Origin of the sequence: Desulfosporosinus nitroreducens (genome assembly GCF_023897015.1) — a bacterium.
In the GTDB taxonomy this organism is placed as follows: domain Bacteria; phylum Bacillota; class Desulfitobacteriia; order Desulfitobacteriales; family Desulfitobacteriaceae; genus Desulfosporosinus; species Desulfosporosinus nitroreducens.
Genome location: NZ_JAMHFY010000001.1, coordinates 379,368 through 399,583 on the forward strand (window position 1 = coordinate 379,368; position 20,216 = coordinate 399,583).

General features: G+C 42.9%; 20 protein-coding genes and 1 rRNA gene. 5 read left to right on the top strand and 16 right to left on the bottom strand.

What is annotated here, in order from left to right; translation table 11 throughout:
• Positions 1 to 98 precede the first annotated feature (98 nt).
• From M8E35_RS02075 to hypF, 11 genes are all read right to left on the bottom strand, one after another.
• A complete protein-coding gene (locus M8E35_RS02075) occupies positions 99 to 1,805 on the bottom strand; it encodes a sigma 54-interacting transcriptional regulator (protein ID WP_252467068.1) in 1,707 nt (568 codons plus the stop codon).
• A gap of 139 nt (positions 1,806 to 1,944) precedes the next feature.
• A complete protein-coding gene (gene ruvA / locus M8E35_RS02080) occupies positions 1,945 to 2,544 on the bottom strand; it encodes a Holliday junction branch migration protein RuvA (protein ID WP_252467069.1) in 600 nt (199 codons plus the stop codon).
• On the bottom strand, positions 2,541 to 3,038 hold the full coding sequence (gene ruvC, locus M8E35_RS02085; RefSeq protein ID WP_073030421.1) for a crossover junction endodeoxyribonuclease RuvC: 498 nt from the start codon (positions 3,036 to 3,038) through the stop codon (positions 2,541 to 2,543). The genes ruvA and ruvC overlap by 4 nt, the downstream gene beginning before the upstream one ends.
• Before the next feature lie 74 nt (positions 3,039 to 3,112).
• Positions 3,113 to 3,481, bottom strand: coding sequence for a hypothetical protein (locus tag M8E35_RS02090; RefSeq protein WP_252467070.1), 369 nt, complete (start codon positions 3,479 to 3,481; stop codon positions 3,113 to 3,115).
• 110 nt (positions 3,482 to 3,591) lie between these two features.
• Positions 3,592 to 4,344 carry a YebC/PmpR family DNA-binding transcriptional regulator gene (locus M8E35_RS02095; RefSeq protein ID WP_073030423.1) on the bottom strand — a complete coding sequence of 251 codons (753 nt, stop codon included), beginning with the start codon at positions 4,342 to 4,344 and terminating at the stop codon, positions 3,592 to 3,594.
• Between the two features lie 269 nt (positions 4,345 to 4,613).
• Positions 4,614 to 5,531 (bottom strand): cysteine synthase A, encoded by a 918-nt coding sequence (gene cysK, locus M8E35_RS02100; RefSeq protein ID WP_252467071.1) that lies wholly within the window; start codon positions 5,529 to 5,531, stop codon positions 4,614 to 4,616.
• Between the two features lie 454 nt (positions 5,532 to 5,985).
• On the bottom strand, positions 5,986 to 6,399 hold the full coding sequence (locus tag M8E35_RS02105) for a DUF3842 family protein (RefSeq protein WP_252467072.1): 414 nt from the start codon (positions 6,397 to 6,399) through the stop codon (positions 5,986 to 5,988).
• A 19-nt stretch (positions 6,400 to 6,418) separates the two neighbouring features.
• Positions 6,419 to 7,411: a hydrogenase expression/formation protein HypE gene (gene hypE / locus M8E35_RS02110; RefSeq protein WP_252467074.1), complete on the bottom strand. Its 993-nt coding sequence runs from the start codon at positions 7,409 to 7,411 to the stop codon at positions 6,419 to 6,421.
• Positions 7,412 to 8,503 (bottom strand): hydrogenase formation protein HypD, encoded by a 1,092-nt coding sequence (gene hypD / locus M8E35_RS02115; RefSeq protein ID WP_252467075.1) that lies wholly within the window; start codon positions 8,501 to 8,503, stop codon positions 7,412 to 7,414.
• Entirely contained in the window at positions 8,487 to 8,717 is a 231-nt protein-coding gene (locus M8E35_RS02120) for a HypC/HybG/HupF family hydrogenase formation chaperone (RefSeq protein WP_252467076.1), read from the bottom strand. Before M8E35_RS02120 ends, hypD begins: the two co-directional genes overlap by 17 nt.
• A complete protein-coding gene (gene hypF / locus M8E35_RS02125) occupies positions 8,717 to 11,014 on the bottom strand; it encodes a carbamoyltransferase HypF (RefSeq protein WP_252467077.1) in 2,298 nt (765 codons plus the stop codon). The genes M8E35_RS02120 and hypF overlap by 1 nt, the downstream gene beginning before the upstream one ends.
• Before the next feature lie 404 nt (positions 11,015 to 11,418).
• Between hypF and M8E35_RS02130 the strand changes: the two genes are divergently transcribed.
• From M8E35_RS02130 to M8E35_RS02145, 4 genes are read left to right on the top strand one after another with little or no spacing between them, the layout of a single operon-like run.
• Positions 11,419 to 12,501 carry a hydrogenase small subunit gene (locus tag M8E35_RS02130; RefSeq protein WP_252467078.1) on the top strand — a complete coding sequence of 361 codons (1,083 nt, stop codon included), beginning with the start codon at positions 11,419 to 11,421 and terminating at the stop codon, positions 12,499 to 12,501.
• Positions 12,502 to 14,064: a nickel-dependent hydrogenase large subunit gene (locus M8E35_RS02135; protein ID WP_252467079.1), complete on the top strand. Its 1,563-nt coding sequence runs from the start codon at positions 12,502 to 12,504 to the stop codon at positions 14,062 to 14,064. It abuts the gene before it with no gap.
• Positions 14,065 to 14,080: 16 nt separating this feature from the next.
• A complete protein-coding gene (gene cybH / locus M8E35_RS02140; protein WP_252467080.1) occupies positions 14,081 to 14,671 on the top strand; it encodes a Ni/Fe-hydrogenase, b-type cytochrome subunit in 591 nt (196 codons plus the stop codon).
• A gap of 2 nt (positions 14,672 to 14,673) precedes the next feature.
• Complete coding sequence (locus M8E35_RS02145; protein WP_252467081.1) at positions 14,674 to 15,162, top strand: HyaD/HybD family hydrogenase maturation endopeptidase; 489 nt, start codon at positions 14,674 to 14,676, stop codon at positions 15,160 to 15,162.
• Between the two features lie 151 nt (positions 15,163 to 15,313).
• On the opposite strand, the gene hypB is transcribed toward M8E35_RS02145, so the two are convergent.
• Positions 15,314 to 15,994: a hydrogenase nickel incorporation protein HypB gene (gene hypB / locus M8E35_RS02150; protein WP_252467082.1), complete on the bottom strand. Its 681-nt coding sequence runs from the start codon at positions 15,992 to 15,994 to the stop codon at positions 15,314 to 15,316.
• Positions 15,994 to 16,335, bottom strand: coding sequence for a hydrogenase maturation nickel metallochaperone HypA (hypA, locus tag M8E35_RS02155; protein ID WP_252467083.1), 342 nt, complete (start codon positions 16,333 to 16,335; stop codon positions 15,994 to 15,996). The genes hypB and hypA overlap by 1 nt, the downstream gene beginning before the upstream one ends.
• Before the next feature lie 573 nt (positions 16,336 to 16,908).
• Here hypA and M8E35_RS02160 point away from each other — a divergent pair.
• Complete coding sequence (locus M8E35_RS02160; protein WP_073030435.1) at positions 16,909 to 17,130, top strand: alpha/beta-type small acid-soluble spore protein; 222 nt, start codon at positions 16,909 to 16,911, stop codon at positions 17,128 to 17,130.
• Between the two features lie 97 nt (positions 17,131 to 17,227).
• Here M8E35_RS02160 and larA read toward each other — a convergent pair whose 3' ends face one another.
• The 3 genes from larA to rrf form a co-directional block, all read right to left on the bottom strand.
• On the bottom strand, positions 17,228 to 18,490 hold the full coding sequence (gene larA / locus M8E35_RS02165) for a nickel-dependent lactate racemase (RefSeq protein WP_252467085.1): 1,263 nt from the start codon (positions 18,488 to 18,490) through the stop codon (positions 17,228 to 17,230).
• 74 nt (positions 18,491 to 18,564) lie between these two features.
• Positions 18,565 to 19,428, bottom strand: coding sequence for a methyl-accepting chemotaxis protein (locus M8E35_RS02170; RefSeq protein WP_252467087.1), 864 nt, complete (start codon positions 19,426 to 19,428; stop codon positions 18,565 to 18,567).
• A 461-nt stretch (positions 19,429 to 19,889) separates the two neighbouring features.
• Positions 19,890 to 20,005: ribosomal RNA gene (rrf, locus tag M8E35_RS02175) — 5S ribosomal RNA — on the bottom strand.
• Positions 20,006 to 20,216 lie beyond the last annotated feature (211 nt).

Below are 20,216 nucleotides of genomic sequence, written 5' to 3' on the forward strand. Positions count from 1 at the left end.
CGCAACGTTTGCAATCTGCTTATTGTAAGCTATCCTTGTTATGACTCAAATCTAGCATTTCATGTAGCCCCTTCGCTACATGTCGCGAATGCGCTGCTTTATAATCCATACTTTTCCATTTTGCGATAGAGATTTGTTCGATGAATTCCTAAAATTTCCGCAGTTTTAACTTTATTTCCATCCGTTGTCTTTAGAGCCTTAAGTATAGCCTTACGCTCCGCCTCCGCAAGTTCTAGCGCTAATGGTTGCAGAGATGTGTTTCCGCGCCGCCCCTCTAAATCTTGAAGATATAAGGGAAGATCTTTAAGCTGAATCATCCCCCCTTCCGCGACGTTGATGGCTCTTTCAATCGCATTTTGCAGTTCTCGAACATTTCCAGGCCATGCATAAAGCTGAAATAGTTCCATAACCCAACGATCGAGTTTTCTTAAGGATAGCCCCAGTTCGTGTTGGAATTTAGACAATAGATGTTCGCTTAAAAGTAAGACATCCCCTTCCCGTTCCCGCAAAGGAGGTATGGTCACCGTAAACACATTGAGCCGATAATAGAGATCACGGCGGAATTCTCCTTCCCCTATCATTTTTTCCAAGTCTCGATGAGTGGCAGCTATAACCCTTATGTCTAGTTGCTGTAATCGATTACTTCCTACTCTTTCAATTTCTTTTTCTTGTAAGATCCGTAAAACTTTTGCTTGCATAGGGAGTGGCAGATCACCGATCTCGTCTAAGAAAATTGTCCCTCTGTTAGCTAACTCAAATTTTCCTGGTTTACCGCCTTTCTTGGCTCCGGTAAAGGCACCTTCTTCATACCCGAAAAGTTCTGACTCCAAAAGCTCCGCTGGAATTGCCCCGCAGTTCACTCGCACAAACGGTTGGTCATGGCGCGTACTGGCGGCATGAATAGCATGGGCAAAGAGCTCTTTACCTGTGCCGCTCTCTCCACGCAAAAGTACCGTTGACTTAACTAACGCCGCCCTTTCCGCCAGCGCTATCGTCCGAAGCATAGCTTGACTCTTGCCGATAATGTTACTAAATGTATAGCGAAACTTCTGATAGTGTTTTAATTCCTTTTCATAGAATTTTAGCTTGTTCTCCAATAAATCCAACTTCTCTGCCAAAGTACGAAGCTCTCGGACATCCCGAAACATAACCTTGCCTACTGCACCGATAAGTTTACCCTCTTCCCTCAAAGGAAGGCGCATCACCATCGCTTCTTTTCCGTTAATATCCATGACCTCTCCGATTTCTGCCAAACCAGTCTGGGCAACAATATGCATTCGACTGCTCGGTAGAATGTCAGTACAGAGACGACCGATAGCATCCTCTTGCTCAATATTAAGGAACCGACAGTAGCTCTTCGTAATTCTGGTTATAATGCCTTTTGAGTCTACGACCATAACGCCGTCGTAGGCTTGTTCAAAAATACTTTCTAAGCTCGTGAGGCTGTTTAGCGTATTATCTAAACGAGATAATACTGTTTGCAATTCGCTGCCGTCCTGAAAAACGACAACCGCACCGACTGTTTCTCCGTCTTGATTAATAGGAGAACGGTTCGTGATAAACATCCGTTCTCCTATTAACAGTTGATCCGAGTTAGCGTCTCCACTCAGTATTACGTTGTTGAGTTTAGAATTCGGAATAACATCTATTATTTTCTTGCCAATAATGCCTTCTACGTCTATCCCAATGAAGTTAGCTGCAGCTGGATTGCAATAACAGACAGCATCTTGATCATCTATCACAATAATGCCAGCCTTAAGGGCTTGAAAAGCCTGATCCAATTTAATAATTTGATGAGATTTCATGCTTTCCCCTCCTGTTTAGGGTCATAAGTATGGCGCCTAATTAAAGTATAGCATGTTTATCCAAATCTTAGCCCATTTCATAAGTGCGGCATACTTCGTTGAAATAAGCCCCAAAGATGTGTCTTTGGGGCTTAACTTTCTAGCTTGGAGCAAGTAACCGCAATGCCTTCTTAACCTGCTCTTCAGTGGTTAATTCCCCACTGTCTTTTTGGATCTGACCAACAGCCTGCCGTGCTTCGTCCAAACCAAAACCTAAGGCCAGCAAAGTTTGCACTGTCTCGGAGTGAGTATGGGAAGAGGATTCAGAGAACGAGCTCTCTCCAATTGGAAACGTACTGTGTCCTTTAAACTTTTCTTTAAGTTCGAGAATAAGCCGTTGTGCTGTCTTTTTACCGATGCCTGGGACCTTAGTCAATAAATTAAGATTTTCACTAACAATAGCACTTTCAATCTGAACCGCGCCAAAGGTTGAAAGCAGAGATATAGCCGCCTTAGGCCCAATGCCTGAAACACTTAACATTTGAAGAAAGAGTTGCTTTTCTTCAAATGAGGAGAACCCATAAAGAGATAAATCGTCTTCGCGCATAACGACATGGGTATATACGACAAGTTCCTGCCCTGGTTGAGCCTTTGCCAACAACCCATACGGCACAGTGAGCAAGTAACCTGTTCCCTGTACATCGAGCACTAGACGATCGGACTGGATTTCCCACACCTTGCCACGCAACATTCCAATCATCTTAAATCCCCCATTCTCTGGTTCAAAGCAAAGCTATGCGCATGACAGATCGCAATTGCCAGAGCATCAGCAGTATCGTCTGGCTTCGGAATTTCATTTAGCCCCAGTAATCCTCTGACCATCTGTTGGACCTGATTTTTTTCGGCTCTTCCATACCCTACTACGGCTTGTTTAACCTGCAATGGAGTATATTCATAAATCGGAAGGCCATGTTGGGCACCAGCCAATAAAACAACCCCCCGCGCATGCCCTACAGCTAAGGCGGTCGTGGTATTTCGATTAAAAAATAACTCTTCAACTGCAATATGATCCGGAGTGTGTATACGCAGATACGGCTCTATATTTTCATATAACATCAGCAAGCGCTCTGCCAATGGCGTATGAGCAGGCGTACGCCAGCATGAATAATCGAGCGCACTTAAGGTGTTCCCTTTTTGTTCTATTAATCCATACCCCATAATTGCCGTTCCTGGGTCAATTCCTAAAATAATCATGCACGTCTTCCTTTCAATCCTAATAGATTTCGACAGAAGACGGACGATTTCCTTTCTTTTTTTACTAATCTGTTTCACTCAAGCCAAAGGGATTCACTTGCAGAATCAATGAACGACTGAACTTCATCTAAAGAATAGAACTCAACCTTATGAGCCATATCTATGATTTCCTTTGGCCATGACTCTACACTTAACCCTGTTACTATAACATTGCCATTCACTCCGGGTTTTCCTTCGATCACAGAAAGCACCCCTTGTTCCAAACCGAAATGATAGCTTTCCTTTTCAGTAGCTTCACCTGCTAACACATCTGCCGAATTCAAAGTGTTCAATACGGACTCAGCGCGATCTTTGTTGGACCACCATAAGGTTGTAGCAGGAACTATGCAACCAATTCCCAATCCTAGAATAAGAACTAAACTAACAACTTTCCACCTGGACATAATGAAAAACCCTCCTGACTATTGTCTTCTTAGCTATAGTCTTGCCAGGAGGGTTTACTTTAATCGTTTTTACCATATTCCTTTTACTTGATCTTGTGACAGGCTTGTCTTTAGAGATCTTCACCTGCTAAAGCCTCGGCTAATTCAAAGTTAGAATAAACTCCTTGAGAATCGTCATGATCTTCAAGTTTATCCATTAAACGCACTATCTTGCGGGCCTGATCTACATCCGAAATTTCAAGGGTGTTTTGGGGAACTGGGCTAAGCACAGATTCCTCAACGGAAATCTTTTGATCTAAAAGAGCTTGATGAACTTCCTCCATGGTCTCTGGAGTCGTGTATACAACAAAGCCATCCTCATCAATTTCAATATCCTCAGCTCCAGCTTCTAAAGCCAACATCATAAAATCATCATCACTTAATTTGATACCCTCGCGTTGGATTCTCAATTGACCCTTTTCCTCAAACATCCAACCAACGCATCCAGTCTCACCCATGTTGCCCCCATTTTTAGAGAAAATATAACGAACTTCCCCCGCTGTCCGGTTTCTGTTATCCGTTAATATATCAACCATAATGGCGACCCCACCCGGACCATATCCTTCATAACGCAACTCTTCATATACTGTTCCTTCTGCTCCGCCAGTCCCTTTAAGAATTGCCCGTTGGATATTTTCATTAGGAACATTTGCTGATTTAGCATTTTCGATGGCTATCTTCAGGCGAAAGTCGTTGACGTCTCCCCCGCAAGCACGGGAGGCAACCACCAGTTCCCGGCCCAGCTTAGTGAACATTTTACCTTTTTGAGCATCTGCCTTACCTTTTTTATGTTTAATGTTTGCCCACTTTGAATGTCCTGACATGTAGTTAAATCCTCCTTATGCTAGTCTTAAATAGTTTAGCACAAGCTAATTTCTCTTGTAAAGGTATATTGAATAAACAGGATCTGCCGTGAGTAGATTCTCCACAGATTTCCACATTAGAATATAACAATTTAAATCTATATCTTTATAATTTATATTTTTGACAAAATGGTCTTTTGGGGAGTTTATTATAAAGGCGTCGGATGAGATAAACATTATCGAAAGTCCCCTCGTTCCAAAATTGAACGAGGGGACTATTACTCTGCCTATCACTTGCTGAACAGTTCAGTGCTCAAGTAACGTTCCCCAGTATCTGGGGCCAGAACAACGAGGTTTTTCCCCTCGCCTAAAGTTACAGCTGCTTGAAGAGCTGCACTTACTGCTGCTCCAGAAGAAATGCCTACCAAGATTCCCTCTTCTCGTGCCATGCGGCGCGCTGTCTCTAAGGCGTCCTCATTACTTACCTGTATAACTTGATCCAAGATCGTCTTATTTAAAACTTCCGGTATAAACCCAGCACCAATTCCTTGGATTTTATGCGGTCCTGGTTTCCCGCCGGAAATGACTGGAGACGAGGCTGGTTCCGCTCCGATAATCTGTATTTCGGGAAGACGAGTTTTTAATACCTCGCCGATCCCAGTTATTGTCCCCCCCGTGCCGATTCCAGCGACAAACGCATCGATATCCTTCAACTGGTCAAGAAGTTCTAAGGCTGTACTCCGTCGATGAGCTTCAGGGTTAGCAGGATTTTCAAATTGTTGAGGCATGAAGTAGTCCGGGTTTTCCTTGAGTAACCGCTTCGCCTCATTAATTGCCCCATTCATCCCCTCTGCTCCAGGAGTTAAGACAAATTCCGCACCATAGGCAGACATCAACATCCTCCGTTCAACACTTAATGAATCTGGCATAACGACAATTAATCGATAACCTCGGGCGGCTGCAATCATAGCTAGCCCAATCCCCGTATTCCCACTTGTTGGCTCAATTATAGTTCCCCCGGGACGGAGCAGTCCTCGTTCCTCGGCATCTTTAATCATTCCCCAAGCAATACGATCTTTGACGCTTCCACCTGGATTAAAAGACTCAACTTTAACATAGATATTAGCCATTCCAGGCTTAACCAAACGTTGCAGACGAATTAAAGGGGTCTTCCCTATCAAATCTGTAATGTTATCAACAACCCTCATATTAAATACCCCATTTCATATCAATTTAGTATGGATTAATAATAGCAATGAATATTCCACTTGTCAAGCAAACTAGTCTCCGGGCGAATTAAGTATTCCAACCCAAGTGCCTTACTATTCAAGGAGTTTCATTGCAATGAAGTCCGTACCATGGGCTTTATGCTTCCAAATTTTAACGTTGTTAAATGCAACTTGATTCTCTTTGATTATTTCTTGTTAGTAAAGCGCTTTTGAATAAATTCAAAGATACTCATTGCGCTCCAAGAACCAACTGCAACGATGGAAGCTTCATAAAATGTAGTTTCTACCCAATACACTGATAATAGTACAAGAATTATAAAGTAAATCAAAAAACGTTTAACTTCTTTTAAAATAAATATTTTTAACCCACCTATCAAACTAACACTATATACACCGAAAGTTATCTAGGACTTTCGGTATAATTCTATAATTGCTACTCAGCCTTTAATCGTTCCTCTACTACTGCTACTAAGGCTTCGATCTGATGGGGCAGAGGGATGCGAGGAACCCCTACAAGCTGAATATTTCCACGTTGAATTGGCAACAGCAATTTTTCCGCTTTACTGGCCGAAATTGCTGTTGCCATTGACGCTGTAATCTCACCTAAAAGACCGTAGACCATCATGATTGCGACCGAGCCCACAATTATGTCTACACGCTCCACATTGTAGCAAATGGCAGACTCACCAGAAGCTCCCTCTGTGGCCCCTGCGCGCAACATGGCACCAGTCGCAAGCGCATTTGTCCCGAGGGCGAGGATATTTAACTCCGGGATCTTTTTGCGCAACTGTTCTACAATGTGTTTGCCAATACCGCCACCCTGTCCATCAATGACTGCTATCCGCATAATACCGCCTCATACTTTCTTAACATATCCGGGGAAGGTGTTCGCCTTCGAGCATGCCAACTATACGTTTTCCCCCGAGGAAAGTTTCCAAAAGCACAAGCCCCGACTTTCCTTCTTGTACCTGTCCAATACGTGTTGCATTTTGCCCCAATGGATGAGCCTGCATCTTCATAAGCACTTCTTCCGCAACTTCCGGCCTCACAATGACCAAGGCCTTTCCTTCATTCGCTAAATAAAGGGGATCCAATCCTAACATCTCGCAGGCACTTTCTACGCTTGGAGACAGTGGTAAGAACTCTTCCTTTAAAAGCATACTCACTCCCGCTTGTTGGGCTAATTCGTTTAAAGTTGTCGCCACGCCGCCACGGGTAGGATCTCTCATACATTTGACTCCTGGCAGATAAAAAGTATCAATTAATTTATTTAAAGGAGCACAGTCACTAAGCACAGGAGTTTGAAATTCAAGCCCTTCTCGCTCCGATAAAATTGCTATTCCATGATCCCCAATCGTTCCTGTTATAAGAATCTCGTCACCGGGCCGAATCTGCTCCGGACCAACTAAACGATTTGTAATATACCCTATTCCAGTGGTGTTTATAAAAACTTTATCAGCACTTCCGCGTTCCACAACTTTCGTATCCCCGCTGATAATGACTATACCGGCTTCAGCCGCAGTCTCGGCAATACTTTTAATAATCCGCTCTAAATCCTCCATAAGTAAACCCTCTTCTAAAATAAGTGCCAGGGTTATAAATTTTGGAATTGCACCACTCACCGCTAAATCATTGACCGTACCACATATCGCAAGCTTGCCGATATCTCCCCCGCGGAAAAACAAAGGGGAAACTACAAACGAGTCAGTGGTTACAGCGATCTGCTCCCTGCCGGGCACCAAAGCAGCATCGTTCATCTGATTTAAGTAAGGATTTCCTAAGTGTTTCTGAAAAAGGTTGAGTATTAATTCATGGCTTAGCCGTCCACCGCTTCCATGAGCCAACATTATGCGTTCCATTTAATCCACACTCCTTTGAGCGTATCGGTGATAAGCTGCACAAGACCCTTCAGTAGATACCATACAAGGTCCAACAGGCTTCATCGGTGTACAATGTTTCCCAAACAAAGGGCATTGAGTCGGATAAATTATCCCTCTTAAGACATCACCGCAACGGCAACCAGGTGTTTCCCGCGAGTCAAAAACAGGCAAGGAAAATTTCTGGACAGCATCCCAAAGTCTATATTCTTCCCGTATACCCAAGCCGCTTTGTCGGATTAGTCCTATCCCTCGCCAATACGCATCAACAGGCTCAAAGACCCGTTCAATAAACATTTTGGCCTGAGGATTCCCCTCCGGCTTAGCTACACGATGATATTGAATTTCAATGTCAGAGCGTCCCTCTGCACGTTGGCGAAGGAGCATCACTATCCCCTCAAGGATATCCAAGGCTTCAAATCCTGTAACAACGCCAGGTTTACCATAATCTTGAGCCATAAACTTTATCGGCTCTATACCTATAATTGAGCAAACATGTCCAGGATCAAGAAAAGCATCGACAACCAGTTCATTGTCCTCTGCCAGCAGCTTTAATACTGGAGGGACCACTTTGTGCATAGAGAGCACACTGTAATTTTTTATCCCTTCCCGTTTAGCTATCTCTAAGCTCACGGCTACAGTAGGAACAGTCGTTTCAAAGCCGATCCCCAGAAAAACAACCTCTTTGTTTGGATTTTGGCGAGCTAACTCCAACGCATCTTGAGTTGAATAAACCACTCGAATATCTGCGCCTTCAGCTCTTAACTCCTGTAAATTCTTTTCCGTACCCGGCACTCGAATCATATCCCCAAACGTAGCGGTGAGGACATTTTTTTGAGCGGCTAAATAAAGATACCGGTCTATATCTCCACTGGCAGTAACACAGACTGGACAACCAGGTCCAGAAACTAACCGCACAGTAGATGGTAATAATTCTCGAAGCGCATTTTTGGCGATAGCTACAGTATGCGTTCCGCAAACCTCCATGATGGTAAATGGACTTTGAGCTAAGGACTTAATTTCGGTGAGAAGGATGCTCGCCCTAGCCATTAACTCCTTACTGGTCTTTTTCATAGGCCTCAGCCACCTCCAGCAGCAGTCCTTCCGTTTCTTTGGCACTTTCGTCATCAATAATACTGATGGCAAACCCGGCATGAACTAACACGTATTCGCCAATTCCAACCTCCGGCACCAAGTCGATACTGACTATACGTTCATTTCCCATCATATCTACCTTGGCAATAGTGCCGTCGATCGTGACGATTTTAGCAGGAATGGCTAAGCACATTATAACACCTCATTCGCAATTAATAGTTGTCCAAAGGCTAGGCCTCCATCCCCTGGAGGGAGGCTTCGGGAACGCAAGACCTTTATTCCTTCTGCTTGACAATTTTCAAGGACTGCTTCAGTTAAGAGTTTATTCTGAAATACCCCTCCACTTAAAACCAAAGGACTGCAACCTGCCCCCAGTTGCAGGGCTATATCCACAATCGCTTGAGCAATCGTTTGGTGAAACCGATAGGCAATTTCTTCCCGACTCACGCCAAGAAGAACATCTCGAACCAATTCTTCGAAAAGCTGTCTAACTCCAAGGATAAGCACCCCGTTCTCAGCTCTTACTTCATATGAATAGAGTAATTGTTTATTTCTACTCCGATATTCTGAGTCTTCAAGACTTTCTTGCCGTAAGAAATCAGCCCCAAGGCTTTCCAGCTCAATTGCAGCTTGTCCTTCATAGGTTACCTTAGTACATACACCTAGTAAGGCACTGACCGCGTCAAACAATCTCCCTGCGCTAGAGGTTTGAAAAACTTGAATTCCGGTTTCGAGTTGACGATCTAAGATCTGACGTTCATGGATTGAAAGGGCTGACCAAAAGGACGAAGTCTTTTCCCATTCTGCACTGTCAAAAAGAGTTTTAAGATACGAATAAGCAATTCGTAAAGGTTGTTTTCCACCCGCATCTCCCCCTGGAAGCCCTAAGTACTCCAAATGCCCCTTGCGTTCATACCCTGAGGAGTTTCCATACAGAAATTCAAACCCCCAGATACAATGATCTTCTCCGTAACCAGTTCCATCACAGATAACTCCCAGGGTTGGTTCGGTTCTTTCCCATTCCCCCAACACACTAACTAAATGGGCATGATGATGTTGCACGGCATATTTTGGCCAAGGCTGTTCCAAAGCAAATCTCGTTAGTTGATAGTTTGGATGTTTATCGTAGGCAATCGCACTTGGTGCAATATTAACGACTCGTTGAAAGGATTCCAGTTCCTGGTGAAAGCGCTGAAGATTTTCATACCCTTCCATATCTCCAATATATTGACTCACAAAAGCCCGTTGCCCCAAGGCGAGACAAAATGTATTTTTAAGTTCTCCCCCTACACCGAGAAGGGGGGTCTTAATCTGAATTTGGGACATTAAAATTGGTAAAGGGACATAACCGCGGGCCCTGCGGAAAAAGACGATTTCATGACCAATCACTTGAACAACCGAATCATCACAGGGATGATAAATATCTCGATTATGCATCAGAAAATAATCCGCAATTCCCTGTAGAGCTTCAAAGGCCTCTTCGTTTGTGTAAATTAATGGACGCCCACTGAGGTTGGCACTCGTCATGACTAAAAAATCACAGGGTCCCTCAAACAAGCGATGATGTACTGGGGTATATGGCATTATGATTCCCAATGTCTGTATTCCCGGTGCGATGTTCCCCGGTAAAGGCTCCGCAAGAGCTAACTTTCGTTCCAAGACCACAATAGGGGCCGCTGGACACTGTAACAATTCCTCTTCCTTAGCACTGATATTAACCTCGTTACAAGCCTTTGCCACAGATCTCGCCATAACCGCAAAAGGCTTTGATCCCCTTTCCTTTCGTTCTCGCAAGCGACGAACGGCTTCTGTGTTTCGAGCATCACAAACAAGATGGAAGCCCCCTAGCCCTTTTACCGCAATAATCCCGCCTTGGGCTAGCTGATCTACGCCTATCCCTGGGAGCGGGTGACCAAAAGCATCACTAAGTTGAAGCTTAGGCCCACAATTTTCACAGGCGACCGGTTGTGCATGAAATCGTCGATCCCTTGGATTTCTATAATCTGCTGCGCATGAGTTGCACATCGGAAATTCTGACATAGTGGTTTGCACCCTGTCATAAGGAACGTCACGAATTATTGAATAGCGCGGACCACAATTCGTGCAATTTGTAAACGGATATGCGCAGTACCTGCTCATAGGGTCAGCCATGTCCTTAAGGCAATCTCTGCATGTTGCAACATCCGGCGATATTAAAACATCCGCATCTTGCTCAGCTTCACTCTCAACAATTTCGAACGTCTTATAGCGCTTAGGCTCAGTCTCAACAAATCGTGCTGTCACGATTTGAGCCAAAGGGGGAGCTTCATTAAGCAACCGATCATAGAACAAGTCTAATTTATTTCCTTCTGCATGGATTGTTACACCATGGCTTGAGTTATTTACCCATCCGTTGATACCTAGTTCTTCTGCAAGCTTAAAAACAAAAGGTCGAAACCCTACCCCTTGAACAATACCATTAAAATAGATAGCTTTTGCTTGTATTTTCATTGTTAAATGACCAGCTTTCAGCCTTACTGAAATAATTCTTAATATTAACACTCTTATTGTACACGCCAAACTCTATTTTCTTCAAGTAAATTAATTCTAAACGTTTCGTAATAGTCAGAAAGTATCATAATCTATGCGCTTTCCAAGGTTCGACCGCCCATGGTTGAGTCACAACGAGTGCATCGAGCTTTTTCGTTCGCCAAGTTTTCTTTAATAAAAATTCTTGTCATTAGTATTTTTAATTACTAAATTATAAATTAATATTGCCAATCTTCTAAATATTCATAAGTTAGAGAGGAAACTGACAATTTTTCCAGAATATAAGTTACATATATCGTTTTCGTTACACTAAGGCCTACTTAGCTGAAGGATCAATTTCAAATTCAGGAGGTGTTCTGTAAAGTATGGGTAATTTTGATTTACTCAAAGTCAAAGGGGTTTCTCGGCGTGATTTCATGAAATTGATTGCAGCAACAACTGCAGCGCTTGGACTTCCCGAACTTATCGTACCTCAAGCGGCTAATGCGTTAGAACAAGCACTGAAGAAACCGCCTGTTATCTGGTTGGAAGGCATGGATTGTACTGGATGCACAGAATCAGCCATTTCCACCCTAAATCCTTCACCCGCCGAACTCATTTTAGATATGCTCTCAATTCGTTATCATGAAACCATCATGGCTGGATCCGGTCACACATCAGAGGAAGCTTACCAAGAGGCTCTCAAGGAAAAATTTGTTCTCGTTGTAGAGGGATCCTGTCCCGGTAAAGAAGAGCAAGACCGTTTCTGTATGATTGGAGGCAGACCATTCCGCAAAATTCTCCTTGAATCAGCTCAGAAGGCTCAGGTGATTCTCGCCATCGGAAGCTGTGCATCAGAGGGGGCTGGGATTCCAGGGGCTTGTGCATCTGGTGCTGTCGGTGTGGCAGAAATCCTGAGAAACGAAGGAATTAACAAACCCGTAATTAATCTTCCCTGTTGTCCGGTCAAACCCAATACATTAATTGGCACAATTCTATACTACTTGACCTACCAAAAGGCTCCAGAGCTGGATGCTCAAAATCGCCCGGTGGCCTTCTACGGTTCATTATTGCATGATAACTGCCCTCGCCGCGGGCACTTCGAAAGTGGAAACTTCCTTACAGATTGGAACGATCCTCTTCAAAAAGAGTATTGCCTAATACTAAAGGGGTGCAAAGGTCCAAAGACCTATACCGACTGTGCACAAGTATGGTGGAATGACAACGCCAACTTCTGTATTAATGCAGGGTCTCCCTGTTCCGGATGTTCAGAGAAAGACTTCTATGATGGATTCAGTCCCTTATATGCAAAGCAAGAGATCTTCAAGCTTCCAGGCGTTGGTCAAGTGAATGCAGATACAGTAGGGGCTGTTATTGGAGGAGCTGCTGCAGTGGGTCTGGGAGCCCATTTAATAGCTACTGCTGCTAGCGGCAGACTGAGCAAAAAGGACCATAAGGAGGACGTGTAGATGGCGAAAGTAGTAATCGATCCTTTAACACGCATTGAAGGGCACTTAAGGGTTGAAGTAGAAGTCGAGAATGGAAAAGTTGTTGACGCACATGTCATAGGAACCATGTACCGTGGGATTGAAGCTATGCTCCGTGGTCGTGACCCTCGAGATGCTACGTATGTTACAGAACGAGTGTGTGGGGTTTGTGCCGGTTCACATGGTTGGGCGTCCTCTTTAGCTCTGGACAAAGCTTATGGCGCAAATGTTCCGGCCGGTGGTCGTCTTATTCGGAATCTAATCCTTGGGGCGATGTATCTGCATGACCATCCTCTGCATTTTTATCATCTAAGTGCCCTAGACTATATAGATGTAATAGCTGTCGCCCAATATCAAGGAAAAGACCCAGGACTTCTGGCTGTAAAAGACAAAATCGTAAAGTTGGTGACTGCCGGGGATACTGCTCCACTGACTCCTCGTTATAAACCAGATGCCTTCAGCGTCAACGATCCTGAATTAGTGACCATGGCTGTTGCCCATTACCTCAAAGCTTTAGAGATGCAAGCGAAGGCCAAGAAAATGTCCGCACTGTTTGCCGGAAAACAGCCCCATCAATCTTCGATTGTCGTTGGTGGCGTAACTATGCTTCCAAGCATTGGAGTCGTTGAGCAATTCCGTTCCATGCTTTATGAACAGCTTGATTTCATCGAGAAAACTTATTTGCAAGATGTATTAACATTCGGTACTGGCCCGCTTCTGCCCTTAGCCCAAGCCGGTGTAGGCGGAGGGAGTCCCAACTATCTGTCTTATGGTGGATTTGCCCGTGACGATGCTGGCAAAGACATGTTCTTTAAAGCAGGCGTCATTATGGATGGTAATTTAAGCAGTATTAAATCGGTCGATGAAGCAAAAATTACAGAAGACGTTCAATATTCTTGGTATAAAGCCAGCGCCAACGGTAAAACGCCCTATACCGAGGATACAGTACCTGATCTAGATAAGAAAGGTGCCTACACCTTTGTTAAAGCCCCTCGCTATGATGCTAAACCAATCGAAGTTGGGCCTCTTGCCCGAATGCTTGTTATGCAACCTAAAGGTCTCATGGATATCATCGCTAAGTATAATATCAAGCCGGGTGCAGTAGCACGTCATGCGGCTCGTGCTTATGAAACTCTCCTTATGGCTAAAGATATGTTCAATTGGATTGATGCCTTGGAAAAAGAAATGGGATCTAAGGAATTCCGCATTCATGATACTGATCACTGGGAAGCTCCAGCCACCGGACAAGGCGCAGGCATGGTTGAAGCTCCTCGAGGAGCTCTTGGCCACTTTATCAAAGTCGCCGATCATAAAATTGAAAACTATCAAATGGTTGTTCCGACTACTTGGAATTTCTCTCCAAGGGATGACAAGGGTGTCCGTGGTCCGGTTGAAGAAGCCCTAATAGGTGTTCCTGTACCTGATCTCGAAAATCCTGTCAACATTGTACGGGTCGTTCGTTCCTATGATCCATGTCTAGCCTGTGCGATTCACCTCATTCATCCTGAAACTAACCAGATAAAAAAATTCCAGATCGGCTGGTAATAAAGGAGGGAAGGACATGTCTAGCCAATTAGACTTAGACCACCCATTGTTTCAGCGCATAAGCCACTGGATCAATTTAATCAACTTTTTATTTTTAGGCATCACAGGTTGGTTCATTCATTCCCCTTATCAAGGAATGCCTATGAGCCTAGTTCGGAATTTGCATTTTATTTTTATGTATCTGTTAATCATTAATGGCATCGTCCGTTTCTATTACTCCTTTTTTGGGAAGCATAAAGATTATGACACCTTTTTTTTCAACTCTCAGGATCTAAAAACAACTTGGCCTCAAATTAAATATTATTTGTTCTTGGGCAAACATCCCAAAACCGGGAAATACAACCCCCTTCAAAAAATGGCCTATATTGCCCTGCCTATTATGGCTGTAGTTCAGGCTGTGACAGGCTTCATACTCTACAAGCCTGTTCAATTGGCAAGTTTAGCTGATTCCTTTGGAGGGTTAGCGGCTGTTCGAGGATTCCATTATCTCTTAATGTGGCTATTTATCGCTGTAATCGCAGTTCACCTTTATCTTGTCTTTACAGCAGCCTATGAGCAGTTTCTCTTCATGTTTTTTGGCAAGATAAGAAAGGAGAAAAGTGTATAATCATGCAATCACCAAAAATCATGGTGATGGGAGTAGGAAACATCCTTTTATCTGACGAAGGTTTAGGAGTTCGTTTTTTGGACGAACTAGCTAAGAATACGCTCCCCGACAATGTAGAACTACTTGAAGGGGGGACAGCTGGACTGGAGCTCGTTCATTTAATACAAGATGTAGACTTTCTTATTATCATCGATGCCTTAAATGCTAACGCTGAGCCTGGAGCATTGTTCCGCTTTCAACCTGGGGATCTTCAAGTAATCCCCGAACAATATGAAGTATCATTTCATCAAATCGGCATCGTTGAAGTAATAACCATGGCTAATGTATTGGGGCATGCTCCACAAACTTTAATTTTTGGTATTCAACCTAAAAGTTTAGAATGGGGCTTAGAAATAAGCCCTGAAATCGAAGCCCTATTCCCCCGTTTGAGTGAGTTAATAATAAAGGAAATTGATTCCATTCAGCACGAAGGGAAATTTGCTTCGCCATAAAATTCAAGAGCCTTTTACCACTATGAATCTTTGCAGTGGTGAAAGGCTCTTACAATTATTTTGATACATATTATTCTTAAAGTTATTTTTCGAAAGGCAGTTTACTATACCTCGCAGTACTTCCAGCACCTCAACTAACCAATCGTTATTGTTACCCTTCATGTTCCCGGTGCTCTATCACCTCTTGACTTAGCCAACTAATCCATTCATTTAGCCCATTTCCATTGCGACAAGATACTTCGAAAATTCGTATGTGTGGATTAATCGCTAGAATATCTTGTTTCATCGTCTCCATATTTACATCAGTCAATTTTTCTAGATCCATCTTATTTAGAACAACCGCTTTCGCATTGCGGAATATCACAGGATATTTCGAAGGTTTGTCATCTCCTTCAACAATGCTAAGCACAATGACTTTAAATGCTTCACCCAGATCAAAATCGGCAGGGCAAACCAAGTTCCCGACATTTTCGATAATCATCAGATCAATGGCATTCCAATCAAAGTCCGGTAAAACCTTACTTACCATTTTACTGTCAAGATGACATCCTCCGCCAGTATTAATCTGAATTACAGGTATCTGGTGTATAGCTATGCGATCCGCATCTTTACTAGTAAAAATATCTCCTTCTATAACCCCCACACCAAGACTTCTAGTTAGGAGGGGCAACGACTTTTCCAAAAGCGAAGTTTTTCCTGCTCCTGGTGAGCCAATCATATTAATAGCTAAACAATTATTCTTTCGAAAATGAGCACGATTTATTTCAGCCTGCGTATCATTTGAGTTAAGTAAATTTGCCATGACTTCAATTTCACGACGTGTTGCTTCCATTATTCTACCTCCAGGCTTTCAAGTAATAGTTCCTCACCTTGAATAACTTCAATGTTGATATCTTGACATTTTGGACAGAGAAAAAACATCCCCGTCACGTTAAACTCATAATGACAGTTCTGACAGCGACCAAGCACGTCTATACGCTCTACTAACAGTTCTGCTCCTTCACATATGGTATCCTTGCCATAAGCTTCAAAAGCCATTTGCAGAGCATCCGGTTCCGCATTTGTAAGTGCTCCAACCTTTAGTTTAACCTGGAGCACTCTCTTTACTTTATGTTGGGAGACAGTCTGTTCGATGACCTCAAATACTCCTCCCATTAAAGACATTTCATGCACATCGTCTCCAGTTAAGAAAACTCGAAAAAACTTAACCTTCCTTTCAGTAATATTCTTATCCCTTTTCCAAGTTTATTAACTTCGTTTTCTAAGTTACCTTCATGATAATAATGACTAAACTTACTATAATACTAGCCAGAAAGTTTAACTTATAGTTATATATTTTTGGAAGGTCCCTTCTCGCCATCCTTGGCTACAGGGACACTCGGCCATCCTTGGCCATCGGTCCCTTCTCGCTGTCCCTGGCTACAGGGACACTTAGCCATCCTTGGCCTTCGCCTGTGGCTTGGCGGTAAAAAAGTTTTCTTTATAAGCCTTAGTATACATAGTATAAATAGTTCGACAAGAGGTGCAAATATCCCTTTATGCCTGGCTATAAAATACAGAATCATCTGAATCGACACTTATTTCCTGCTCTAGCTAAATACTAGCCTAGTACAATCTTCTGTGGACATACTTAATAGTATTGTTAATCATGAGTAAATTTATGTTTTTATTACACGTATAAAGACCTTTTATATGGTTAGTATAATAATGTCTAAACAAACAACTGAAAAAGGAGGATGGTTAAATATGAGCCGTAATACACCTGAAGTTCCAGAATCCGAAAGACAGTTGGATGAGCTTAAGTGGGAAGTAGCTGAAGAACTAAATTTAGACGATGATATTCAAGAAAAAGGGTTTGCTAACATGACCACCAGAGAAGTAGGTCAAATTGGCGGCAATATGGTCAAGAAAATGATTACCTTTGCAGAGAAGGAAATGGCCGAGCAGGGTTCTGATGTTATAGATTAGTAATATCTTAGAAAGGGACGTCGTTCAGATAAACGACGTCCCTTTCTAATTGAGTTATTTATATCAAAACTAACCTTAAGCAAAATTTGTTTAGACCCTATTCTTCGACATACGGAATCGTAAGAGGGCCAAGTGGCAAAACAGCAATACTCATATTATCGCCATATTTACCCGTTAGTTCCCTCAAAGTTTGTTCGATATCCCTCGTAGGAGTTAAATTTGCAATTCTTGTCGATTCTTCAGGCAACAAGGAATACAAGTATACATCTGCCCACTCCTGAATCATAGCCAATCTTTGTGCTTCCCACTGATCAAACATTTGAAATGAAGGTTCGTTAATCATTTCTAAAAGTTCCTTTGGTGAGTTGCGCATTTGAAGTATTTTAACAAAATTCCCATGTTCCGGCATGCCCTCACTACATTCTGCGGCACAAATAATCGTCCCCCCTTGTTTGACAATCATCCGGGCAGCATCCATACCTTTTACAGCCTGGTATAAATTTTGATCGAGAGGGTAACCAGCATTCGTCGTAATTACAACATCATAACGCTTCTCACATTTGACCATGGCTTGTTCTTTGACATATGCACAGCCAATAGCATGAGCTTCAACCAACTCGCCGGCAAATACATTGGTGATCTCTTTCTCTCCATTCAGAGCTACATTTAGAAGGAAATCCGGTTTACAAAAATTGTTGACTTCCCTCGTCATTTCTTGAAGTGGATTCTTATCTAGTTTTCCCCAGGTAGCCAGCGGGTGCCCAATCATTTTAGCGTTATGGAAGGTTAATATAGTTTCAATCCCCGCTATACCAGGCATAATTCCCTTAGGTCCGCCAGAGAAACCCGCAAAGAAATGAGGCTCGATGAACCCTGTTACTATTCTAAAATCTGCTTCAACATATTCTTTATTTAGATATACCTCACACCCAAAGCTACTCGTTCCCAGATGCGAAAGCTCCGATTTTTCGTGACAATGATGATTTACAAGACGTACAGTATCTACAACTGTTTCTCCTAACATTTCGATGAATTCTTCCCTTGTTTGGTCACGGTGAGTTCCAAGGCCATTGATAATGGTAATGTTTTCCACCGGTACATGAGGAAGTTCCTCAAGTATCCAAGGAATTAATTTATAGTTTGGTGTCGGCCTAGTAATATCGCTAATTACAATGACTACCCTGTCTGTTGACTTAACCATTTCTCTAAGCGGGTTTGTCCCTTTAGGATTGCTCAGAGCGTCTAATACAAGCTCATGGTCATTCTCCGGCAACTTCAAATGTGTCGGTTCAACGACTCTCGTGTGTTCAGGTACATTTATGTTCAACCCATTCTTTCCATAGGCTAAAAAAACTTCCATATATATCTCCTTTTCTTTGAAATGTTATGTATGAAGCATCATACTGTCTAGTAACAAATTACTTGAGACATGACCTATAAACTTAAAGCCAACGATTCTAACTGTCCGCTTACTTCCTGTAAACCTTCAACTAATTTGGCAATTTCTTGATTAGCCTGTGCTTGTTCTTGCGTGATTGCACTGTTACGCAACGAACTTGCCGTGATCTTTTGAATAATGGCCTGAAATTCCAGTAAGAGTTCACTGATTTCATTGGCTGAACGATTGCTTTCATCTGCCAATTTACGAACTTCACCTGCAACCACGGAAAAACCACGTCCATGTTCTCCTGCTCTGGCTGCTTCAATTGCTGCGTTTAACCCTAAAAGATTAGTTTGTTTGGCTACTTTACGAATAAGCCCCAAGATATCTGAAGTGAATTTAAGTTGATTTTCTCCCTCCTTCGCCTCTGTCGCAATAGCTTGACTAATCGCGGCCACTTCTTGTGCCGAAGCAGCTGTTTGTTGCACAGCACTGGCAGCTCGCTCTATCGAATTACTTAAAACTTTTACTTGATTGCGCATGATGTCTTTCAATTCTTCGTCTCTCAGCATCGTTACAACCATACCCGCAGCAATCCTGGCAACCGGACTAACGATATCTAGAGGACCAGCAATTCCAAAGGTGCCGATTTTAACACCGTCGACTTTAATTGCTTGGTTGTAACCCTCTTTTAACTTCCCATTTGAAACGTCAGCCTCTTCTTGAGTTACAACTGTATATTCTATATTAGTAGTCATTATTTGGTGGCTTCCCTTATGCTGTACCCCTACTCTAGTTTGGGCAGAATCTGCCATGATTATCCCAGATTCATCACATACGATAACAGCAAACCCACCTTGTTCATGAATAAAACTTACTATTTTATTGGCAACAAAATTGCTAAGCTTAGAGACCACAAATCCATCTCCCTTTAAAACCTATTTACCTCCATATTATACCACAATGTCTGATGGTCGGACCATGAATCTAAATTAATCTCCAACCTTTTCCCTATTTTAACACAATATTTCTTAACAAGTTTGTTATGTTGTTCACTAATAGTGCCCTAAAGTATTCTCTTCAAAACTAAGCCTCTCTTTTGAATAAAAAGTACAATTATGTTTCGCCTACTTCGTTTCTTTGTTTGCCAAACGCAAACAAGCGAAAAGACTATGATAGTCCTTTCGCTTGTTACCTGGCGATACAAACAGCACGAAAGCCTCCAGTGGAGGGTTTCGCCGAAGCCGCGATCCCCAAAGAATACTAAACGGCGTAGGATGTGGATCGGAACGGGTGGAACCCCGGACCCAAGTATCTTAATTTACAGTATGACTAAACACAGAGAGACTACCTCGTTAGAGATAGTCTCTCGCTTGTTACCTGGCGATGACCTACTTTCCCAGGAGCTATGCTCCAAGTATCCTTGGCCCTGGAGGTCTTAACTTCCGTGTTCGATATGGGAACGGGTGGAACCCCTCCGGCATGATCACCAGATGTCTGAGATAGTTCATTCTTTCGAACGCTGTTCTCTCAAAACTGCACAGAGTCTTCTTCTAGTAGTGTCGATTGAATTTGAGCCACTCACCTAGTCATTAGCAATCCCGAAGCCCTTCGTCCTCAGCCTCTCTGTCCTTTCGAACCTCGTGCCTCGCACTTCGAACCTCGCTTTTAGGTCAAGCCCTCGACCGATTAGTACCAGTCAGCT

Coding starts and splice junctions, on each gene's coding strand:
- M8E35_RS02095 (WP_073030423.1), bottom strand. CDS start 4,344: ATGTCAGGACATTCAAAGTGGGCAAACATTAAACATAAAAAAGGTAAG.
- hypE (WP_252467074.1), bottom strand. CDS start 7,411: ATGGAACGCATAATGTTGGCTCATGGAAGCGGTGGACGGCTAAGCCAT.
- M8E35_RS02105 (WP_252467072.1), bottom strand. CDS start 6,399: ATGCGGATAGCAGTCATTGATGGACAGGGTGGCGGTATTGGCAAACAC.
- cybH (WP_252467080.1), top strand. CDS start 14,081: ATGTCTAGCCAATTAGACTTAGACCACCCATTGTTTCAGCGCATAAGC.
- M8E35_RS02075 (WP_252467068.1), bottom strand. CDS start 1,805: ATGAAATCTCATCAAATTATTAAATTGGATCAGGCTTTTCAAGCCCTT.
- hypF (WP_252467077.1), bottom strand. CDS start 11,014: ATGAAAATACAAGCAAAAGCTATCTATTTTAATGGTATTGTTCAAGGG.
- M8E35_RS02120 (WP_252467076.1), bottom strand. CDS start 8,717: ATGTGCTTAGCCATTCCTGCTAAAATCGTCACGATCGACGGCACTATT.
- M8E35_RS02090 (WP_252467070.1), bottom strand. CDS start 3,481: ATGTCCAGGTGGAAAGTTGTTAGTTTAGTTCTTATTCTAGGATTGGGA.
- cysK (WP_252467071.1), bottom strand. CDS start 5,531: ATGAGGGTTGTTGATAACATTACAGATTTGATAGGGAAGACCCCTTTA.
- hypD (WP_252467075.1), bottom strand. CDS start 8,503: ATGAAAAAGACCAGTAAGGAGTTAATGGCTAGGGCGAGCATCCTTCTC.
- M8E35_RS02135 (WP_252467079.1), top strand. CDS start 12,502: ATGGCGAAAGTAGTAATCGATCCTTTAACACGCATTGAAGGGCACTTA.
- ruvC (WP_073030421.1), bottom strand. CDS start 3,038: ATGATTATTTTAGGAATTGACCCAGGAACGGCAATTATGGGGTATGGA.
- ruvA (WP_252467069.1), bottom strand. CDS start 2,544: ATGATTGGAATGTTGCGTGGCAAGGTGTGGGAAATCCAGTCCGATCGT.
- M8E35_RS02130 (WP_252467078.1), top strand. CDS start 11,419: ATGGGTAATTTTGATTTACTCAAAGTCAAAGGGGTTTCTCGGCGTGAT.
- M8E35_RS02160 (WP_073030435.1), top strand. CDS start 16,909: ATGAGCCGTAATACACCTGAAGTTCCAGAATCCGAAAGACAGTTGGAT.
- hypB (WP_252467082.1), bottom strand. CDS start 15,994: ATGGAAGCAACACGTCGTGAAATTGAAGTCATGGCAAATTTACTTAAC.
- M8E35_RS02145 (WP_252467081.1), top strand. CDS start 14,674: ATGCAATCACCAAAAATCATGGTGATGGGAGTAGGAAACATCCTTTTA.
- larA (WP_252467085.1), bottom strand. CDS start 18,490: ATGGAAGTTTTTTTAGCCTATGGAAAGAATGGGTTGAACATAAATGTA.